Source organism: Parasphingorhabdus marina DSM 22363, assembly GCF_900128895.1.
Classification (GTDB): Bacteria; Pseudomonadota; Alphaproteobacteria; order Sphingomonadales; family Sphingomonadaceae; genus Parasphingorhabdus; species Parasphingorhabdus marina.
In genome coordinates this window covers 94,472-110,458 of the sequence record NZ_FSQW01000002.1, presented here as the reverse complement: position 1 = coordinate 110,458, position 15,987 = coordinate 94,472, and the positions used below count along the sequence as shown (strand labels likewise).

General features: G+C 56.6%; 24 protein-coding genes. 9 read left to right on the top strand and 15 right to left on the bottom strand.

Features of this window, described 5'->3' with window-relative positions; genetic code table 11:
* Nucleotides 1–172: 172 nt before the first annotated feature.
* On the bottom strand, nt 173–403 hold the full coding sequence (locus BUQ90_RS17880) for a hypothetical protein (protein WP_239447408.1): 231 nt from the start codon (nt 401–403) through the stop codon (nt 173–175).
* Between BUQ90_RS17880 and BUQ90_RS10070 the strand changes: the two genes are divergently transcribed.
* From BUQ90_RS10070 to BUQ90_RS10050, 6 genes are all read left to right on the top strand, one after another.
* Complete coding sequence (locus tag BUQ90_RS10070) at nt 393–848, top strand: hypothetical protein (protein WP_239447407.1); 456 nt, start codon at nt 393–395, stop codon at nt 846–848. The two genes, BUQ90_RS17880 and BUQ90_RS10070, sit on opposite strands and share 11 nt — an antisense overlap.
* Before the next feature lie 7 nt (nt 849–855).
* Complete coding sequence (locus BUQ90_RS10065) at nt 856–1,143, top strand: hypothetical protein (protein WP_074205107.1); 288 nt, start codon at nt 856–858, stop codon at nt 1,141–1,143.
* Entirely contained in the window at nt 1,140–1,565 is a 426-nt protein-coding gene (locus tag BUQ90_RS10060) for a DoxX family protein (RefSeq protein WP_239447406.1), read from the top strand. The genes BUQ90_RS10065 and BUQ90_RS10060 overlap by 4 nt, the downstream gene beginning before the upstream one ends.
* A gap of 149 nt (nt 1,566–1,714) precedes the next feature.
* A complete protein-coding gene (locus BUQ90_RS17580) occupies nt 1,715–1,993 on the top strand; it encodes a hypothetical protein (RefSeq protein WP_143182833.1) in 279 nt (92 codons plus the stop codon).
* A gap of 50 nt (nt 1,994–2,043) precedes the next feature.
* On the top strand, nt 2,044–3,636 hold the full coding sequence (locus BUQ90_RS10055) for an isocitrate lyase (RefSeq protein ID WP_074205106.1): 1,593 nt from the start codon (nt 2,044–2,046) through the stop codon (nt 3,634–3,636).
* Nucleotides 3,637–3,842: 206 nt separating this feature from the next.
* Entirely contained in the window at nt 3,843–4,124 is a 282-nt protein-coding gene (locus tag BUQ90_RS10050) for a hypothetical protein (protein WP_143182832.1), read from the top strand.
* A 75-nt stretch (nt 4,125–4,199) separates the two neighbouring features.
* Here the strand turns inward: BUQ90_RS10050 and BUQ90_RS10045 are convergent, their stop codons facing one another.
* The 7 genes from BUQ90_RS10045 to BUQ90_RS10015 all read right to left on the bottom strand — a co-directional run bounded on the left by BUQ90_RS10045 (nt 4,200) and on the right by BUQ90_RS10015 (nt 8,423).
* Nucleotides 4,200–4,868 (bottom strand): chromophore lyase CpcT/CpeT, encoded by a 669-nt coding sequence (locus tag BUQ90_RS10045; protein WP_074205104.1) that lies wholly within the window; start codon nt 4,866–4,868, stop codon nt 4,200–4,202.
* The gene (locus BUQ90_RS10040) at nt 4,865–5,677 is read right to left on the bottom strand and encodes a DUF1838 family protein (RefSeq protein ID WP_159437085.1); all 813 of its coding nucleotides are present in this window, start codon (nt 5,675–5,677) and stop codon (nt 4,865–4,867) included. The genes BUQ90_RS10045 and BUQ90_RS10040 overlap by 4 nt, the downstream gene beginning before the upstream one ends.
* An 82-nt stretch (nt 5,678–5,759) precedes the next feature.
* The gene (locus BUQ90_RS10035; protein WP_074205102.1) at nt 5,760–6,272 is read right to left on the bottom strand and encodes a GNAT family N-acetyltransferase; all 513 of its coding nucleotides are present in this window, start codon (nt 6,270–6,272) and stop codon (nt 5,760–5,762) included.
* A gap of 34 nt (nt 6,273–6,306) precedes the next feature.
* A complete protein-coding gene (locus tag BUQ90_RS10030) occupies nt 6,307–6,834 on the bottom strand; it encodes a hypothetical protein (RefSeq protein WP_074205101.1) in 528 nt (175 codons plus the stop codon).
* Between the two features lie 21 nt (nt 6,835–6,855).
* Nucleotides 6,856–7,191 (bottom strand): DUF2834 domain-containing protein, encoded by a 336-nt coding sequence (locus tag BUQ90_RS10025; protein WP_074205100.1) that lies wholly within the window; start codon nt 7,189–7,191, stop codon nt 6,856–6,858.
* Nucleotides 7,192–7,222: 31 nt separating this feature from the next.
* A complete protein-coding gene (locus BUQ90_RS10020) occupies nt 7,223–7,954 on the bottom strand; it encodes an aspartate/glutamate racemase family protein (RefSeq protein WP_074205099.1) in 732 nt (243 codons plus the stop codon).
* A 10-nt stretch (nt 7,955–7,964) separates the two neighbouring features.
* Entirely contained in the window at nt 7,965–8,423 is a 459-nt protein-coding gene (locus tag BUQ90_RS10015) for an SMP-30/gluconolactonase/LRE family protein (protein ID WP_074205098.1), read from the bottom strand.
* A gap of 95 nt (nt 8,424–8,518) precedes the next feature.
* On the opposite strand from BUQ90_RS10015, the gene BUQ90_RS10010 reads away from it, so the two are divergent.
* The gene (locus BUQ90_RS10010) at nt 8,519–9,184 is read left to right on the top strand and encodes a hypothetical protein (RefSeq protein WP_074205097.1); all 666 of its coding nucleotides are present in this window, start codon (nt 8,519–8,521) and stop codon (nt 9,182–9,184) included.
* A 152-nt stretch (nt 9,185–9,336) separates the two neighbouring features.
* Here BUQ90_RS10010 and BUQ90_RS10005 read toward each other — a convergent pair whose 3' ends face one another.
* A complete protein-coding gene (locus BUQ90_RS10005; protein ID WP_074205096.1) occupies nt 9,337–9,837 on the bottom strand; it encodes a hypothetical protein in 501 nt (166 codons plus the stop codon).
* A gap of 245 nt (nt 9,838–10,082) precedes the next feature.
* Between BUQ90_RS10005 and BUQ90_RS09995 the strand changes: the two genes are divergently transcribed.
* Nucleotides 10,083–11,849, top strand: a complete 1,767-nt coding sequence (locus BUQ90_RS09995; RefSeq protein ID WP_159437084.1) for a hypothetical protein — start codon at nt 10,083–10,085, stop codon at nt 11,847–11,849.
* 81 nt (nt 11,850–11,930) lie between these two features.
* Nucleotides 11,931–12,338, top strand: a complete 408-nt coding sequence (locus tag BUQ90_RS09990; protein WP_074205093.1) for a DUF3592 domain-containing protein — start codon at nt 11,931–11,933, stop codon at nt 12,336–12,338.
* A gap of 16 nt (nt 12,339–12,354) precedes the next feature.
* Here BUQ90_RS09990 and BUQ90_RS09985 read toward each other — a convergent pair whose 3' ends face one another.
* The 6 genes from BUQ90_RS09985 to BUQ90_RS09960 all read right to left on the bottom strand — a co-directional run bounded on the left by BUQ90_RS09985 (nt 12,355) and on the right by BUQ90_RS09960 (nt 15,976).
* Nucleotides 12,355–13,395, bottom strand: coding sequence for a DUF3047 domain-containing protein (locus tag BUQ90_RS09985; RefSeq protein WP_084192660.1), 1,041 nt, complete (start codon nt 13,393–13,395; stop codon nt 12,355–12,357).
* A gap of 13 nt (nt 13,396–13,408) precedes the next feature.
* Nucleotides 13,409–13,852 (bottom strand): PaaI family thioesterase, encoded by a 444-nt coding sequence (locus tag BUQ90_RS09980; RefSeq protein ID WP_074205091.1) that lies wholly within the window; start codon nt 13,850–13,852, stop codon nt 13,409–13,411.
* Between the two features lie 83 nt (nt 13,853–13,935).
* Nucleotides 13,936–14,352 (bottom strand): hypothetical protein, encoded by a 417-nt coding sequence (locus tag BUQ90_RS09975; protein WP_143182829.1) that lies wholly within the window; start codon nt 14,350–14,352, stop codon nt 13,936–13,938.
* A 115-nt stretch (nt 14,353–14,467) separates the two neighbouring features.
* On the bottom strand, nt 14,468–15,067 hold the full coding sequence (locus tag BUQ90_RS09970) for a GNAT family N-acetyltransferase (RefSeq protein WP_074205090.1): 600 nt from the start codon (nt 15,065–15,067) through the stop codon (nt 14,468–14,470).
* Nucleotides 15,068–15,185: 118 nt separating this feature from the next.
* Complete coding sequence (locus BUQ90_RS09965; protein ID WP_074205089.1) at nt 15,186–15,410, bottom strand: hypothetical protein; 225 nt, start codon at nt 15,408–15,410, stop codon at nt 15,186–15,188.
* A 26-nt stretch (nt 15,411–15,436) separates the two neighbouring features.
* The gene (locus tag BUQ90_RS09960; protein ID WP_074205088.1) at nt 15,437–15,976 is read right to left on the bottom strand and encodes a DUF2199 domain-containing protein; all 540 of its coding nucleotides are present in this window, start codon (nt 15,974–15,976) and stop codon (nt 15,437–15,439) included.
* Nucleotides 15,977–15,987: the final 11 nt, after the last annotated feature.

Sequence of the window (15,987 nt, the reverse complement as noted above, 5' to 3'; positions counted from 1 at the left end):
GGGAAAAAGAAGTATGCGGATCCACAGGGATGCGCGAAACTGAAATTTCGTCAAGACGCGATGATTAGCTGGCAGGTCATTAGCAGCGTGATCGCCGATAAGCAAATGGCACACGGTCGTATGACTCAGCATTGCGATGAATGTCGTGTGAGAAAAAGCGCAGGTAACGATTTCAACTTTCCTGTTGATCGTGTAACTCAACCAGAATGGGGAACAAACTTTCACGCAGCATCCTTCTGTTTTCAGCGATCATCACGTTGTCGGCATGCGAACGCACACCGCCTGAACCGCCAACACCCTCCCCCCATGACATCTTCTTTGAGAGGCTGTCCCTGCTCTGCTCCAAAACCTTTTCCGGACAACTGGTTTCCAGTGATGCTGCTGATGAGGAGATGCGTGACAAAAAAATGCTCATGCATGTGGCGGAGTGCGGGCCTTCGAAAATCGAAATTCCCTTCCATGTTGCGCTGGACGACGGAGACTGGGATAGATCTCGTACCTGGATTATCACACGAAATGATGAGACCCTAACCTTGAAGCACAGGCATTTGCATCAGGACGGAACACCCGATGACATCACCAATTACGGGGGTACGTCCATAAATCGCGGCACGGACCAGGAACAGGCATTTCCGGTTGATCAGGAATCGATCACATTGTTTCGAGAACAAGGACTTGATCAGTCGATCACGAATATCTGGTCACTGGAATTGAGCCCTCCAGGAACACCGAAAGCAATTTTTGCCTATCAGTTAAAACGCACGGATCCGGAACAATCCCGGAATTTTCGGGTAGAATTCGATCTTTCCAGTCCTTTGGATGAACCGCCGCCAGCCTGGGGACAATGAACCAGAAATGGGTGTGCCGGTTATCACTGGAACTTTTCTTGTCCTGCTGACGGTGATTATCTTTGCGCCGGGGTTTTTCGGGCAGGGTCGCTTTATGCTTGGCGCGGTGGCCACATCAGGTGAAGCGGACTGCTTTTTGACTATCGCCCGTTCGGCAACAGGGTACAATAATGATGGTTTTGCCAAGCAATGGCAGAAGATTGCTGCCATGGCAGGCTCGAATGACTTCTTGCCGCTCTGCCGGTCAGCAGTATTTCCTGCGACCGACGTCACCCGATTGGGCCGTCAGCCGTGACATCCAGAAGCACGCAAGACAGCTATGCGATCATTTTTTTCCGGCTTCTGTTGTCTGTTTTCTATATCGCTGCGGGAATTTTGCATATCAAAAGCCCGGCTGGCTTTCTGGCGATCACACCGGACTGGGTTCCCTTCCCTGAACAGGCTGTCTTTTGGACCGGAGTTGCAGAACTGACCGGAGGTCTGGGGCTTCTCGTATCGCCAAAGTGGTGGCCCGGCATAAGATATGCGGCAGGGATTGGCCTGGCTGTCTATGCGGTTTGTGTTTTTCCGGCCAACATCAACCATGCCATTAACGATATCGCTATAGACGGTACTGCATTGGGCTGGGCCTATCACGGTCCGCGACTCCTGTTTCAGCCGGTTTTTGTTTGGTGGGCGCTGGTCGTCGGCGGCGTAACCCGTTGGCCGTTCAAATAAACCTGCACTGCAAAAACCGGCAGCAATGTGCTATGTTCCGGCGTGGGGCATGCGGTTAGATGTCAGGAGCATCCGATGAACCAGCGAAATGCCGAAATCCGGATCAATGAACGCGACGCAAAGGCGGGATCCCGACCTCAGGGGATGCGATGGGTTCTGGGCATATCTCTTTTTGCGGCTTTGGCCGCGATGTCGCTTGTCTGGATTATTCCCGCCTTGAATTAGACCCGGATCCCTTAAAACAGGGCGACACGCTGCGACATTTACCGGCTGTCGTCATGCACATCACTCATGCAATCCAACGTTGTTGTAAATTTTTTTACTTATTTACAAAAGATATGATCGCCGATCAGACAACAGCACAGGATTATTTGCGGGTTTTGCTCGCAATTCAGCGCGACTCATTTATTTTGATGATCAGCAGATGAAAAATTATTGACATCATACCAATCCAACTACTCCCCAAGAGGAACATCAAATGACCTATCAGGAACAAATCGACAGCAACAGCAGCCTTATCGAAAGCAAAGGCGGGACATGGGGCGGCATTGACGCAGAGTCCGTATCCCGAATGCAGCTGCAGAACCGGTTCAAGACCGGACTGGATATTGCCAAATATACTGCAGCGATCATGCGCGAAGACATGGCGGCCTATGATGCTGACCCCGCGAATTACACGCAGTCCCTTGGATGCTGGCACGGGTTCATTGCCCAGCAAAAAATGATTTCGATCAAAAAGCATTTCGGTGACACCAAGCGTCGCTATCTTTATTTGTCCGGTTGGATGGTCGCGGCCCTGCGCAGCGAATTTGGCCCCCTGCCCGATCAGTCGATGCACGAAAAAACATCGGTCCCGGCCCTGATTGAAGAGCTCTACACATTTCTCCGTCAGGCAGATTCCCGTGAGCTGAACCTCTTGTTCCGCGGAATTGATGCGGCACGCGAAGCTGGTGATACGGCCAAGGAAAAGGAACTTCTGGATCAGGTTGAGAACTTCCAGACCCATGTTGTTCCGATCATTGCCGACATTGACGCTGGGTTCGGAAACGCAGAAGCCACCTATTTGCTGGCGAAAAAGATGATTGAAGCCGGTGCTTGTGCCTTGCAGATCGAAAACCAGGTGTCCGACGAAAAGCAGTGCGGCCACCAGGACGGTAAGGTTACGGTCCCGCATGAAGACTTCCTTGCGAAGATCCGTGCCTGCCGTTACGCCTTCCTTGAACTCGGTGTGGAAGATGGAATCATTGTCACCCGTACAGACTCGCTCGGCGCAGGCCTCACGAAGCAGATCGCGGTGTCCAACGAACCTGGCGATCTCGGTGACCAGTATAACAGTTTCCTCGATTGTGAAGAGATTGATCCGGCAACGGCACAAAATGGCGATGTCGTTCTGAACCGCGATGGCAAGCTGATGCGTCCTAAGCGCCTGCCTTCCAATCTCTTCCAGTTCCGTCCCGGCACCGGAGAAGACCGCTGCGTTCTCGACAGCATCACCTCGCTGCAAAATGGCGCGGATCTGCTCTGGATCGAAACCGAGAAACCGCATGTCGAGCAAATTGCCGGCATGATGGACAGAATTCGGGAAGTCGTTCCGAACGCCAAACTGGTCTACAATAATTCGCCGTCCTTCAACTGGACGCTGAATTTCCGTCAGCAGGTTTATGATGCGATGGTTGAGCAGGGACTGGATGTCTCGGATTACGATCGCGACAATCTGATGAGTGCCGAATATGACGATACCGAACTCGGCCACGCTGCCGACAAGAAAATCCGCACCTTCCAGGCGGATGGGTCGAAACGGGCTGGTATCTTCCATCACCTGATTACCCTGCCCACCTATCATACGGCTGCCCTGTCCACCGACAATCTCGCGAAGGAATATTTCGGTGACGCTGGCATGCTCGGTTATGTTCTTGGCGTTCAGCGCAAGGAAATCCGAGAAGGCATTGCCTGTGTGAAGCATCAGAACATGTCAGGCAGTGACATTGGCGATGACCACAAGGAATATTTCGCCGGTGAAGCCGCTCTGAAGGCTGGTGGTGTCCACAACACCATGAATCAGTTCGGCTAGGCACCAGACAACAAACAACGCTATTCCTGGGGAGGAATACACTATCCGTCGGCAGCAATGCCGGCGGATTTTTCTTTTGCACCACAGTTTTTTTGTCTTGCTTTCCAGTGGCTTGTTCGTTTTGTTGCGTGCATGTGACCGGCATCACCGGCCCTGACCGTCCGGCCATCCATAAAGGCTCCGAAGTTCAAGCAATGGAGACCAAAATGACCAGCAGCAAAACCGCCAGACTGATTACCACCACCCTCGTAATTGCCCTCGGAATTTCCGCCCAGGCCGCTCAGGCCAAGGGCACCGGTCAGTATAAATCCAATGGCAGCGAGCAGCGGGTGGGCCTGCTTCTGCCGGCCGTTCAGGCAGCCCGGCCTTCGTCTTCCAGCAGCAGTCAGGATGGCAGCGACTTGCTGATCGTCAACAATGGCGATGGCAGCGACTTTTTCGAGTTGGAGATCCGAAAGTTTTTCCGGAACCTCGCGCCGCGCGAATAGACTGCCGGGCAGAAAAGCTCTTCCCCTCTTCCTCCCCGACTGGCCCGGTCTGCAAAAAAGCAGGTCGGGCCGTTTTCATTCCTCCCGCTTCATCTCGGTGAAGGCGCCGGCCGGAGTGCCCCAAAGCTGTGTGCCATTCAGATCGAATCCGCGTTCAGCCTCCAGCAGACTATTCGCCGACAGTCGGGTTTCCGATCCGATACCTATGCGTTTCTGACGACGTTGCGAGTAGATCGTACATTCAACCGGATCGACCCGTCCACGCCAGGTACCGCTCTCACCGGCACCGGCTTCGAAAAGCCAGCGCTGCTCACATCCGGCCTCCATCGTCAGTTTCAGCGCCTTTTTGTCGAGCGCTTTCAACACGCCTGGATGGCGGGGTGCAGAAGCAAACAGTTCCGGTGCTTTCAGGCTCCATGTAATCTGCGATACGCCGCCCCCGGGTGCCGGTACCAGTTGCAGGACACGCTGCCGATAGGCCCGCCGCTCGTTGCGGGTTGCGGGCCCCTGGTTCCGCTGAAAATAGATCCATTCCCCCGGCCCCATGGCTTCGACAGGAACACGGAAGTCTTCCACCAGATTGCCGTTTTCGTCGGGATCAGAAGCGAACCGGCCGGTCATCGCCTTCGCCAGTTTTTCCGGCGTGTCAATTTCGGTTCCGGCCCCCTTTCCATCAGAAAAATAGTTGCACGCGGACAACAGAAAAACCGCAAAAAGTGCTGCAAAACTGGGGCGAAGTTTCATTGCTGCGGCTCCTGCAGACGTCGGATCTCTGCGAGATTGTCCGGCGGATTCTGCCAAAGCGGCGCTTCTGCAACAATGTAACTGCGCAAACTGTCCGGAACAGCGGCGAAACTGTCCACGCGCCAGGTGACGAGATGCATGATGCTTGGACCACCGCCAGCCCAGGGCGGTGCCGCTCCGTAGCGGACCCAGCTGAGCTGGTGAGGCCGGCTGACGGATCCTGCAGGTTGAACAAAGAAATCATAATTTTCGAACGCCTGATAGCGAGAGACGATGCCATCTTTGGGTGGCCCGACCGGAAAATCGAGATAGATAGGGGCGGTAAAAACCGCGGTATCCCCGATCATGCGAACGGTTATGTCCCGCCCGGGGCCAATGCGGTTTTTGCGCGATCCGCGACCTTGTTCGACAAAGGTTTCTACCGCACCGTCTTTGAGCTCATAGCTGATAAACTGATAGGGATAGGCGACTGGCTCAACAGGAACATCGTTCACCTCACGAAGCACTTCTCCAGTTTCCGGATCGCGGAAAATATAGATCTTGCGATTATATTGATGCACCAGCGGCCGCGCCGGATCCGGCCAATACATTCTTGCAGTATCATACCCTTCCATGCGGGCCAGAATCTTGCCGTCCGGATAGCTGCGCATGGTACCGATACTGTACCAGTAGACCGGTTCACCGGTACCGATCCGGGAATCGATCCAGCGCTCAAAGAGTTCCGGCGTGAAGGTTTCGGCCCGAACCGGCAAAGCGATGATCAGCGCCGCTGTCAGCATGATCATCAGGCTACGCAATAGCTGCGACATGTTTATGTCCTCCACCCTCTTCTGTTTCCGGTCTCTTTGTTTCGGCACAGTCTGGATCACAGACCATGCAAAATCAATCTGTTCACCCGTCATCTTCGGCATAAAATAACGGGTGAAACTCAATCACCACATCGGGCTCCGCGACGCCCAGCGGCAATATCTGGAAATAGTCTGCTGGCTGGCGGTCCGGACATAATTCGGGGAATCCCTGAAAACCAAACCGCTGGTAATATTCGGGATTTCCCACCAATATGCAACCAGCCGCCTCGCGGTTCCGTAGCTCTGCCAGTCCCGCTTCGATCAATTGCTGCCCAATGCGCTGGCTCTGAAGTTCCGGTTCCACGGCGACCGGTCCCAGCGCGTACCACCCGGTTGAACCATCGGCGGCAAAGGCACGCGTGAAGGTCACCTGGCCGACAACGGCACCGTCCTGCTCCGCCACCAGTGACAATTCCAGCGCACCGGCATTGCGGAACCGGTCGATGAGCTGCTGTTCGTCCCCGTCGGAATATGGCATCGGCGCAAATGCACGTGCGGTAATATCGTGAATGACCGCCTCATCCGCTGGTTTTTCGCCGCGTATCAAAATTTCCATGTGTTGCTCACTCTTCGCGATCCAGCTGGTTTCGTCATATCTCGATAAATCCGAAATACATCATTGCGAGGACACCCAGCAGCAAAAGGATCAGAACCAGCCGAAACGACCGCCACAGCGACTCGCCTCTTGTCAACGGGGCAGGAGCGGCTTCTGCAGGGGTCAGCATTTCCAGCGCTGCCTGGTCATCATCGACCGCAACGACACCGGAAGCCCATGCCCGCATCAATTGCGTCAGGCGCCAGATGCCACCCAGCGAATAGTCCTCCTTGTTGGCGTGGCGCTGCACATGTCCGGCATAGAAGGCGTCCAGCATTTCGGCCCCGACTGCCGGCTCTGTCTGAAATTTCCCATCGTCCAGCAGCGGACCCTCATAGGTCGCTTCGGCGCAAAAATTCTCCCAGATTTCTTTTTCCTGCTGTGCCGCACGCGCAATGGTCAGAAGCAGCTGCGGCGCCGGTTCCGGGCCATGTAAACCCGGCTTTCCCCGACCGGTTCGCGGTTCCCAGTCATACCCTTTTTGGGAGTGCGGATATTTCAGATCGGGGTAATTCGGATCCATGTCATCACCATGCGGAGACTGTCACGCCTCTGGCCTTTCGTTCATTTGTCGCATGCGCAAAAGCAGATACAGCGCAAAGCCGACCGCCACGCCGGGAATGATCCCGAGCAAGGCACAGATCCAGCCATGCCGGATTCCCAGCGATCTCGCTTCATAGGCAATCCAGGCAGCGAGGATCACCCAGCAGGCCAGTACGTCGGTCGAATATCCGCTGGCATAGGGATTGACGAAGCCAGCAGCGAAAGCACCTGCAACATCTCCGCTGACCAGGACCGGTGGCAGCACGACCAGACAGAATACCGCAAGAAATATCGCGGCTGCGGCGATGATCGTGGCCTTGAAAAGAGGTCTGGACATGAAAATTCCCTGTGACTGCAAGTTGATAAAATCAGGCCGTTATGGGTCCGCAGCACCAGTCCGGCATCGGCGCTTCGCCGAGAGCGACCGCAACGGCAGCCCTTGCCTGCAGCCGGGTACTGTCCAGAATGGGTAGCGGCGAGACATCTTCGGTCACCAGCAGCGGGATTTCGGTACAAACCAGCGCCACGCAATCGCAACCCATGTCTGCCAGCTCACCGATAATCCGCACAAAATCCTGTCGCGTGTCCTCGCGAAATTCGCCAAGGCACAGTTCGCCGAATATCGCGTCGTGGATGACCCGGCGATCTGCGGCATCGGGAATGGTCCGCTCCAGGCTCCGCCGTGCCAGCACATCCCGGTAAACGGGACCCTCCATTGTCCACGACGTGCCCAGCACGCCGACATGTTTTCGCCCGTCGGCCTGCGCCCGGGCTGCGACGACTTCGGCGATGTGCAGGCACGGGATCGGGAAATCCGGACCCGGCTGTTCCAGCGCGATATGGGCGGTATTGTCGGGCAGGATGAAAAAGTCTGCACCTGCCGCTGCAAGGCGTTCGGAATCTTCCAGAAACAATTGCCGCAGTGCCACGAGGTCCCCCCTCTCCCAAAGCTCCAGCGTCGGCGCCATCGGTCCGCCGCTCATCGTGATCTGCGGATGGTCATGCTCGCCCATCCGGCGGATGCCTTCCTGCCAGACCGTGCGGTAGGACAATGTCGCCCCTTCGGCGCTGTGCGCCAAAATGCCGATATGCAGTGTCACAAGCGCCGGCTCAGGCCGCCTGCTGCGCGATGCGGCCGGTGGTCATGTCTTCCAGCGTAATCGTCGTCAGCACCTCGCCATCGGGCCCCAGAAAATCCGCCAGTTTTCCATCGGGCGCGTAGAGATGGAACAGCACCACCGCCCCGTCCGGTCCACCATGTTCCATGTGGACATCGCCGGGATCCTTGGCTGCATAGTCTCCCGCCATGCGCACCCGCTTTTCTCCCGTCTGCCCATCCGCATCGACGTCCGTTACATGCAGCTCGCCCTGCAATACCGTCGAAGTGGTGTGACAGACATGCCGGTGAAAATGGCAATAGCTGTCCGGCTCCCACCGGTAGAGCAGGTCGATATGCCCGTCATCCTGCACCGACAGGACAGCCCCCGAATAATTGATCGGGTAATCAAAGCGCCCTTTGTCATCAGTGAAGTGGATCCATTGGAGATCGGAATTGTTCCGCAGATTCATGTGATTGTCCTGTTTGTCTTCCCGGGAAACTGTAACATAATCTGCCCTGTCTCCGAACCGGAATTCAGACCTCGCCTGCAAAAGGGACCCTGCCGATGAAAATCCACCGCACCAATCTGCCCCTCTCCGGCCTGCTGGCCTCCAGCCTGTTTCTGGCCAGTGCCTGCGCCCAGGCGCAAAGCGATCCGGCGGCAGAGGAACCTGCCGCCCCGGCCGAATCCGGCGAACAATCCCTCACGCCCGAAGAGGAATTTGCCCAGAGTGATCCCGGTCAGACTTCGCGCGAACCCAGCGAGGAGGCGAAAGCCGCGCTGGCAATGATCGGCGCGGCGCTGAAGAAAATCGACGACGAGATCGAACCCGACGGCAACAACTGGCAGTTCCAGCTCGGCGAACATATCGTCCTTGTCGTCACCGACCCAATCGCTGAACGGATGCGGATCATGATCCCGATCATCCCGTCGGAACAGCTGAGCACCGAGCTGCTCCAGCGGCTAATGCAGGCCAATTTCGACAGCGCGCTCGATGCCCGTTACGGCGTCGCGCAGAACCTGCTCTGGGGCACCTATATCCATCCCCTCACCAGTCTCGAGGAAGCGGAATTTCTTTCCGGGCTGTCCCAGACGGTCGCCATCGTCAAAAATTTCGGCACCAGTTTCTCCAGCGGCGCTGCGGTCTTCGGTGGCGGGGACAGCCAGGGGATTATCGAGAACCAGCTCGAGGAGCTGATCCGCGAGCGCGAGAAGGCGAACAGGATCTGAGCCTCGCCACCGGCCCCCGCGCCTGACCCCGGCAAACAGGGTGACAAAGGTGACAGTGTGTCACCCTGCCTCGGTTCCTCGAAAACCCGTGGAAGAGCAGGCTTTTGCACTCGCCGGGTCAGGGTGACAGTTTCATGAAACAAAATACCCCCTCACCGCCGGCCCCGTTCTTCCGGCGCATATTTGGCCTTGAGAAAGTCCAGCAGATTCTCCTCTTCCCTCTCGCGGTCGCTGTCATCGCCCCCGCCCTCGCGCTCCCAGTCCGCCGGGCCGCAATGCACCCGTTCGAGCAGTGCATCCCAGTGCTCGCCATAATATTCCGCCGCCGCGCCATAGCGCCCCATCAGCGGCGCGCCCGACCGGTTGCGCATCGCCAGCAGCGCGACGGTCAGCCGCTCGTCATAGCGGCGCGACGTCCCGACCAGCTCGCCGCGATAATAATGCGGCACCTCGACCCCGTTCAGCGCCCGCTCCAGCGCGGCATGGGCGAGATTGTCATAGCCGTGGCGAAAGGCCGCCTCCCACGCGATATCAAACGGCGCCCCCTTGAGCCGCGCGCGAAGCCTGTACGCGCTCTGCCGCGACATCCCGACGGATTTGGCGGCGACCGAAACATTCTGCGTGGCCGCGAGCATGCGCAGAAAGTCCGCCATCTTGCGCTTGTTCCAGCGCGGGCCGGCGGGGATGTCAGGTGTGGGATCAGGAGTAGTTGAAGGCGGGACGGCGGGGGATCGGGGGGAGTCTGTCATGGGGCAGACGGTAGAGGGGATTGGGGTGTGTAGGAAAGGGTGGGTTGGATGGGTAGCCGTGGAAGATTTCAAAGGGGACGACTATGCTCTAACGTAATATTGTTGATTTTAACTGAGCGCACCGAAAAGAATAAAGTATAGAACCAATGATGCGCGATAGACCTATAGACACACTTGTGGATTCGCTTCTAGCCAATCGGCCAAAAGGATGGGCGAAGGCTGTTTTGTTTAGGTCGGCTTGCCGCTCAGTTCCATTGGCACTTGGAAAACAATCTATTTCCGTATCAGACTTAGATCACTGGGGTAAGATGATCTTCAGACCCCTGGTCTTGGCTTGGGCATCCCGTTTTTCTGAGAAAATTTGGCCCGAAACAGAAATCACTAAAAACCTAGTGGATGCAAGCAATCCAGTTTCTTTTGAAGATCAAGATCACATGTTCTTACCCGTAGCACTTTCAGCAGCACGGACAGCATATGTATTCGGGGACACGGTGTTTCCAGATCCGAAGGACGCTGATGATGCGTCTTATTTTGAATTCACGGCGCAATCGGCAAGCTTCGTCGCAAAATTGACTGTGGATCATGCAGTCAAGGAATGCACATCAGAGGATACTCCTCAAAAATACGGAGCTGACGCTGATAAATATCTGCAGGCAATTTTTGATGATATCGATTTCCTGATTTCAAACAGATCGGAAAAGGGCAACGAAATTTTCAATCAACCATTGTGGCTTCAATCGGCACCAGCCGTTTTTGATGACTATTGGAAGCGAGCGAAAACTGATTTCCAAAGCGAAAATTTGGGCTTTTGGACATCTTGGTTTGACCGTCGGATCAATGGCATGGACCGCGGTTTTGATCAGAACCCCAATAGCGATATGGCTATCGGAGAGTTCTTGTTGGAGCAAGTCAGTACTTGGTGGGATCAAAAATTTGCAAATGTCTCTGCGGCTATTGACCAATTCAAAAATGAGCTAACTGACCCAAACTTCACATCCAATTTATCCAGCGAGAGTGGAATTAGGCCGGAAAAGCAAAACCCCTATTCGGCTATTTTTCAGACTAGCAATGACCAAAAAATCACTATTGCGTTTGGAGCGGGCAAGGATCGACTTCGAAAGGATACAGAAGCCAACAATCGCTACAACGAAGCAATAAGAGAATCTAACCATTTATTAGATTTATGTAGAGGAAGTAACTCTGCAGGTGATGCTCCTGCAATTGTTGAATTATATTTGGAAGCACTCGGACAAGATTTAGATGATGCTAAACCCTCTTTAATTGTGCTGAGAGGCGAGAGAATTCGCAAATATCTATTCGCATTAATATCAGAAAATAGCGATAGTCTGACCCCTTACGTAGATGACGCAATCATTTTGCAGCTGTCCGTCTTACAAGACGCCCATAACCTGCTAGTGGGTTTAGATCCCTATTTAGATCGGATGGATCGCGCTCGTCTTGGTCCCGACATCGATGCCACTTCCGTATCACCTCGTGAGCTAAGGGATCGAATAAAAGAACTACACGAGCAAGAAGTGGTGAGTGATGAGACCAAGGAGTTTATCGATCAGGCGGTAGAACTTGCCTTGCCACCCCACAAATTTAGTGAACGATTGTCAGGGCGAGTGACTGGATATGCTGAAAATTTCTTAAGATACTCAATCGAGTTCGTGGCTACCTATCCGTTGGCAACGGTGACGAGTGCAACTATTGCTTCCATGATGACCTTTGGTGTGGTCGGTACATTGTTGGCTGGTAGCACGGCCATCACAATCATTTACCATCTTGGCCGGAACATCCTTGCTAACGAAGAAAAATATCGCAAATGGGCTGGAAATTCGCCAGCCAATCAGGCCAACTATGAAAAATTGCTAAAGCTGTTAAAAAAGTTGCCGCTCAATTCCAATCCGAATTGAAACTTGATCTATTATCAAGATCACAGAATACTTCCTCCAACAATTAACCCCCCACAAACCAATCCCCGCTACCCTCCCCGCATGGACCAGCCGCTCCTTGCAGCCTTCGTTGGCGCTCTTTTCAGCCTCATCGGCTGGGGCTCGCTGCTGCATTTTTCCTGGATTGTGCGTCACTGGCCGGTCACGCGGGGGCGGGTTGTCGGAAACATTGGCGAGTGGCGCAAGTCGGGAGCGGCGGACGCTTCGGGCAACCGCAATGTCTGGTTTGCCGAGATCGAATATGCCGTCGGCGGGGCCACGCACCGTTCGAAAGGCAGTGTCGGGAAGTCGGCGCGATGGGACGTCGGAACGCTCATAGAGCTGCGCTATAATCCCGCAAAACCAGAGCAAATTTTCGATTTCAACACTTGGCAGCGCTATCTTTTTTCAGCCGCCTTTATCCTCTTTGGCGCCGCCGGACTCGCTGTGGCTGCCGGGGTGATCGGTTAACTGGGCACCCCCCCCCTCACCCCACCGAAATCCTCCGAAAATTCGCCGCCGCCCTGTTCCTTGCGAAGATGCTGTTGGCGATCAGCCAGACCTTGACCACTTTCTTCGGCCGCTCGCCCGGGATCGCGCGGGGATAGTCGGCCCACAGGTCGCGGGTTTCGCTGTGCCAGTTGCCCAGTCCGTCCGTCCCGCTGCGCACGACCCAGTGGGTTTCGCGGTCGCACCAGCCGTCGAGCGGGCACTGGAACACGAATTCTTCGGGCAGCTCGGCGCTCCACATATAGGTGAGGTCGAGGCCGTTATCGAACTCGACCGCGATGCTGAGATAGTCGTGGGTGAAGACCATGTCCTCGGCGACGGCGGAGGGCAGGTTTTCGATCAGCCAGTCCCAGCCGAGCGTCAGGCCGGGGGCGAAATCGCGTTCCATCTCGCAGCATAATATGCCGACATCGCCATGCGTGTCGACGCGCAGTGCGGTGTCGTCGGCGGGTGCGTCCGGCTCGGCCGTGGCGGCGCGATAGACGCGGCCCTCGCCAATCTGCCAGTGATGATGCCAGCCGGGCGGCAGGTCATGCGTGTCGGCGGCGGCGGTCGTGGCGCCGACCCGCACGCCGACCTGTCCGGCCGAGGCCTTGCGCTTGGCCGGGGTGTAGGCGCCGCTGTCCGATGTCCAGAAAGAGAGCCCCTTGGCCATGACTTCCACGGCTCCGTCGGCCCAGGCAGTGAACACCGTCTCTGGCCCGTGCACCTTGCGGATCGGACCCTTGCCGCCGATCCGCAGCCAGATCACCTGATCCGCATCAAAGCCCAGCGCCAATGGTTTGGCGAGCCAGAGATGGCCGCTGACCGCGACCTGAAAATTTTCGCCGCTCGTGGCGACAAAGCCGCAGTCCTGCCACTCCGCCTCGCCGCCATTAAGCGCCAGCGCACCGGGATCGAGCGGCGACAATTCTCCTGCAATCCGCCCGGCATTGCGCCGCTGCCCGCGCGCGAATTTCAGGAACGTGCCGAATTTCGCGAACATCCCACGTGATCGCAGGGCGTCTGGTGCTGTCATGTTTCTGGTCCCCCTATTTGTCCCAATGGTGGGACAGCAATTTGATGGTCACTTTCCCGGTCGCAACCAGCGTCCCGTCGGCGTCGTGCATCGGGATCTTGGCGAGATAGCCGGCGCTGCCCTTGCGCTCTAGATCGGCGAGCAGCGCAGCGATCTGTTCCTCGTCCAGCCGGTATTCGGCGGTGACATCGCTGGCGGCCATGCGGTGAAAGTCGACCGCGATATCCTTGACGATGGGAAAATATTTCGCCGTATCGAGTATCGAAATCCCCGGATTGGCGGCGGTCGCCTCGGCCAGCACGGTGAACGCGCCCATATACATGACATCGACATGATTGGCATTGGGACCCAGCGGCATCAGCAGCTTCGCATGGCCCCGCTCGAGCACCAGCGTCTGCATCTCCGTGCGTTCGACAAAAGGCACCCGGTAGGTCTTTTTCTCTGCTGTTGTCGTCATGGCTGCCTGTCTCCCCCTCTATTTGTCGGCGAGCCTGACAGCGATCGGCCCGCCTGGCGAGGATCGGCGTCAGGCGGTCCTGCTCACCAGATGCTGATGGTCGGATTGAACGTGCCGTCCTTGCTGCTGTGCGTCGCTTTCATCAGAATGCGGCTGGGAATAAAGCTGTCCCCCTTATACTCCGCATCGACGGTCAGATTGTCGATCAGGCCTTCCTCAAAATACCTGATCAGCGTGCCGGTTGACAGATCCTTCGCCCTGGCGGCGTCAGGCGGGACATAAACGACATTGCCGGGCCTATCCTCGCCGCCAAATTCGGCGGGAAACAGCAGGATCTTTACGAGCTTTCCTTCCGCAGCGAGGGCGCGGGCCGCCGCGGCGGACGTGACATGGCTATAGTCGGGCAACACCATCTCCCCTTTCGCCGTTGCTGCCGGGATCGGGGACAGCGGCACCGCCAGGGCAGCGCATGTCAGCGAAAGTCTGCGCATGTCCTTCATCTGGCTTCCTCCAGCACCTTTGGCGTCGCCACAAAGAGCGCCCGACAGGTCTTCCTTTCTGTTGCTGTCATCATGGCTGTTTTCCTTCCCGGTCCGGTTGTCCCGTACCCTTCTATCAGCCCCGGGCGGCGCGGTACATGGGTGTCACCACGGGGGCCTTGCCCGACCGGATCTCGCCCATCACCTCGAACCCGTGGCGTTCGTAGAGCGAAATATTGCGCGGGTTGGAGCTTTCCAGATAGGCCGGCTTGCCGTCCTGATCGATCCGGGCGCAGGCATATTTCATCAGCGCGCCGCCGAGACCGCGACCGAGATAGGCGGGATCCGCGGCGATCAGCGGCAGATACCAGTGTTCCTCATGCGGGTGATAGCTGTCCATGCCCTCGAACACCCCGAACATGTCGTCCTGATTTTCCTCGGGCACGAGGCCGGGGAGCAGCTCCATCATCGCGTCGCCGTCGGGCTCGACGCCCGGCGGCAGCCACAGCGCCACCGCCTGCCCGTCATTGGCGATCCAGGCGCCCTCATGATCGAAGGCGCGACCACCGAACAGCGTCATGAATTCTGCAAAGCCCTCGAGATAGACATCCGCACCGGGCGTCGAAAAGCGGACCAGCGGATCGGTCGCAAAACCGAGGATGATTGTGTGCATGAACCGCTGGCGCTGATCCGGTGCGGCGATGGTGATTTCCGGCGGCTGATCTGGATCGGACATGGGTCAATGCTCCCAAAAAGGAAAGACGACCCGGGGCAACCCTAGTCAGAGGGCGTCCGTCCGTCCACCCGTCGGTTTTGAGGACAGGACCGCCCAGGCGGAGAGGGTGCTCCCGGCGCTACCCAGCCGGCTCCAGCACCCGCGGGGTTGCCACGAAAGGCTGGTTGTCGAGCGCGTGCAGGCAGTTGGCAATCCGCGTCCGGTCGCTGATCAGGCGGACATATTGATAATCGCAGCCCGAAATCGGATGGGGATATTCGGAAATGTCCTGCTGCAACAAGGCCCGCGCCTTTTCCAGTTCCGCCCGGGCGGCGGCGAGCGCATCTTCATAGGGTTCCTGCATGGTGCTTCTCCTTTGGTAATTCCCAGCTAACTCACCTCATGTCCATATGATGCATAGATCTCCAGCAGCTTCTCAGCGCTAATTCCATCCTCCTGTGCCATAGCCAGCGGATGGGCATCATTGTCGATTACAAAAGTCGGCCGCTGCCGGTCCGGCTGAGGATAAACCCAGCACTCGAAGGGGACTTGATCGACATAGCCCTTGATCCAGGTGGAGAACCAGCCAAACCACGGGCCATCATCTGCATAATGGCCGCCGTCGTCAAAACCCGCCACGTAAATGTCGAAATTCTTGCGTGACAATGTCGACCAGCTGCCAAAGCCAAATTTTTCAGCAGCGCCGTGCACCGGTATTTCCAGCACACCCCGTACGAAGAAATCCTCTCCCGCGAGGATACAGAAATCATCCGAAAGAAAATCGCCGTCGAACCGAATGGCCGAGTTCGGCTCAATCGGGATATCCTCGCCGCACTGCGCTGGCCGGTCTGCAGCAAGGTCAAACATGCCATGGTGCTCGACGTCGCATTGCGCACACTTCCATGACCCACCATTCAGTAACTCCAGCACCGGCGGACCAC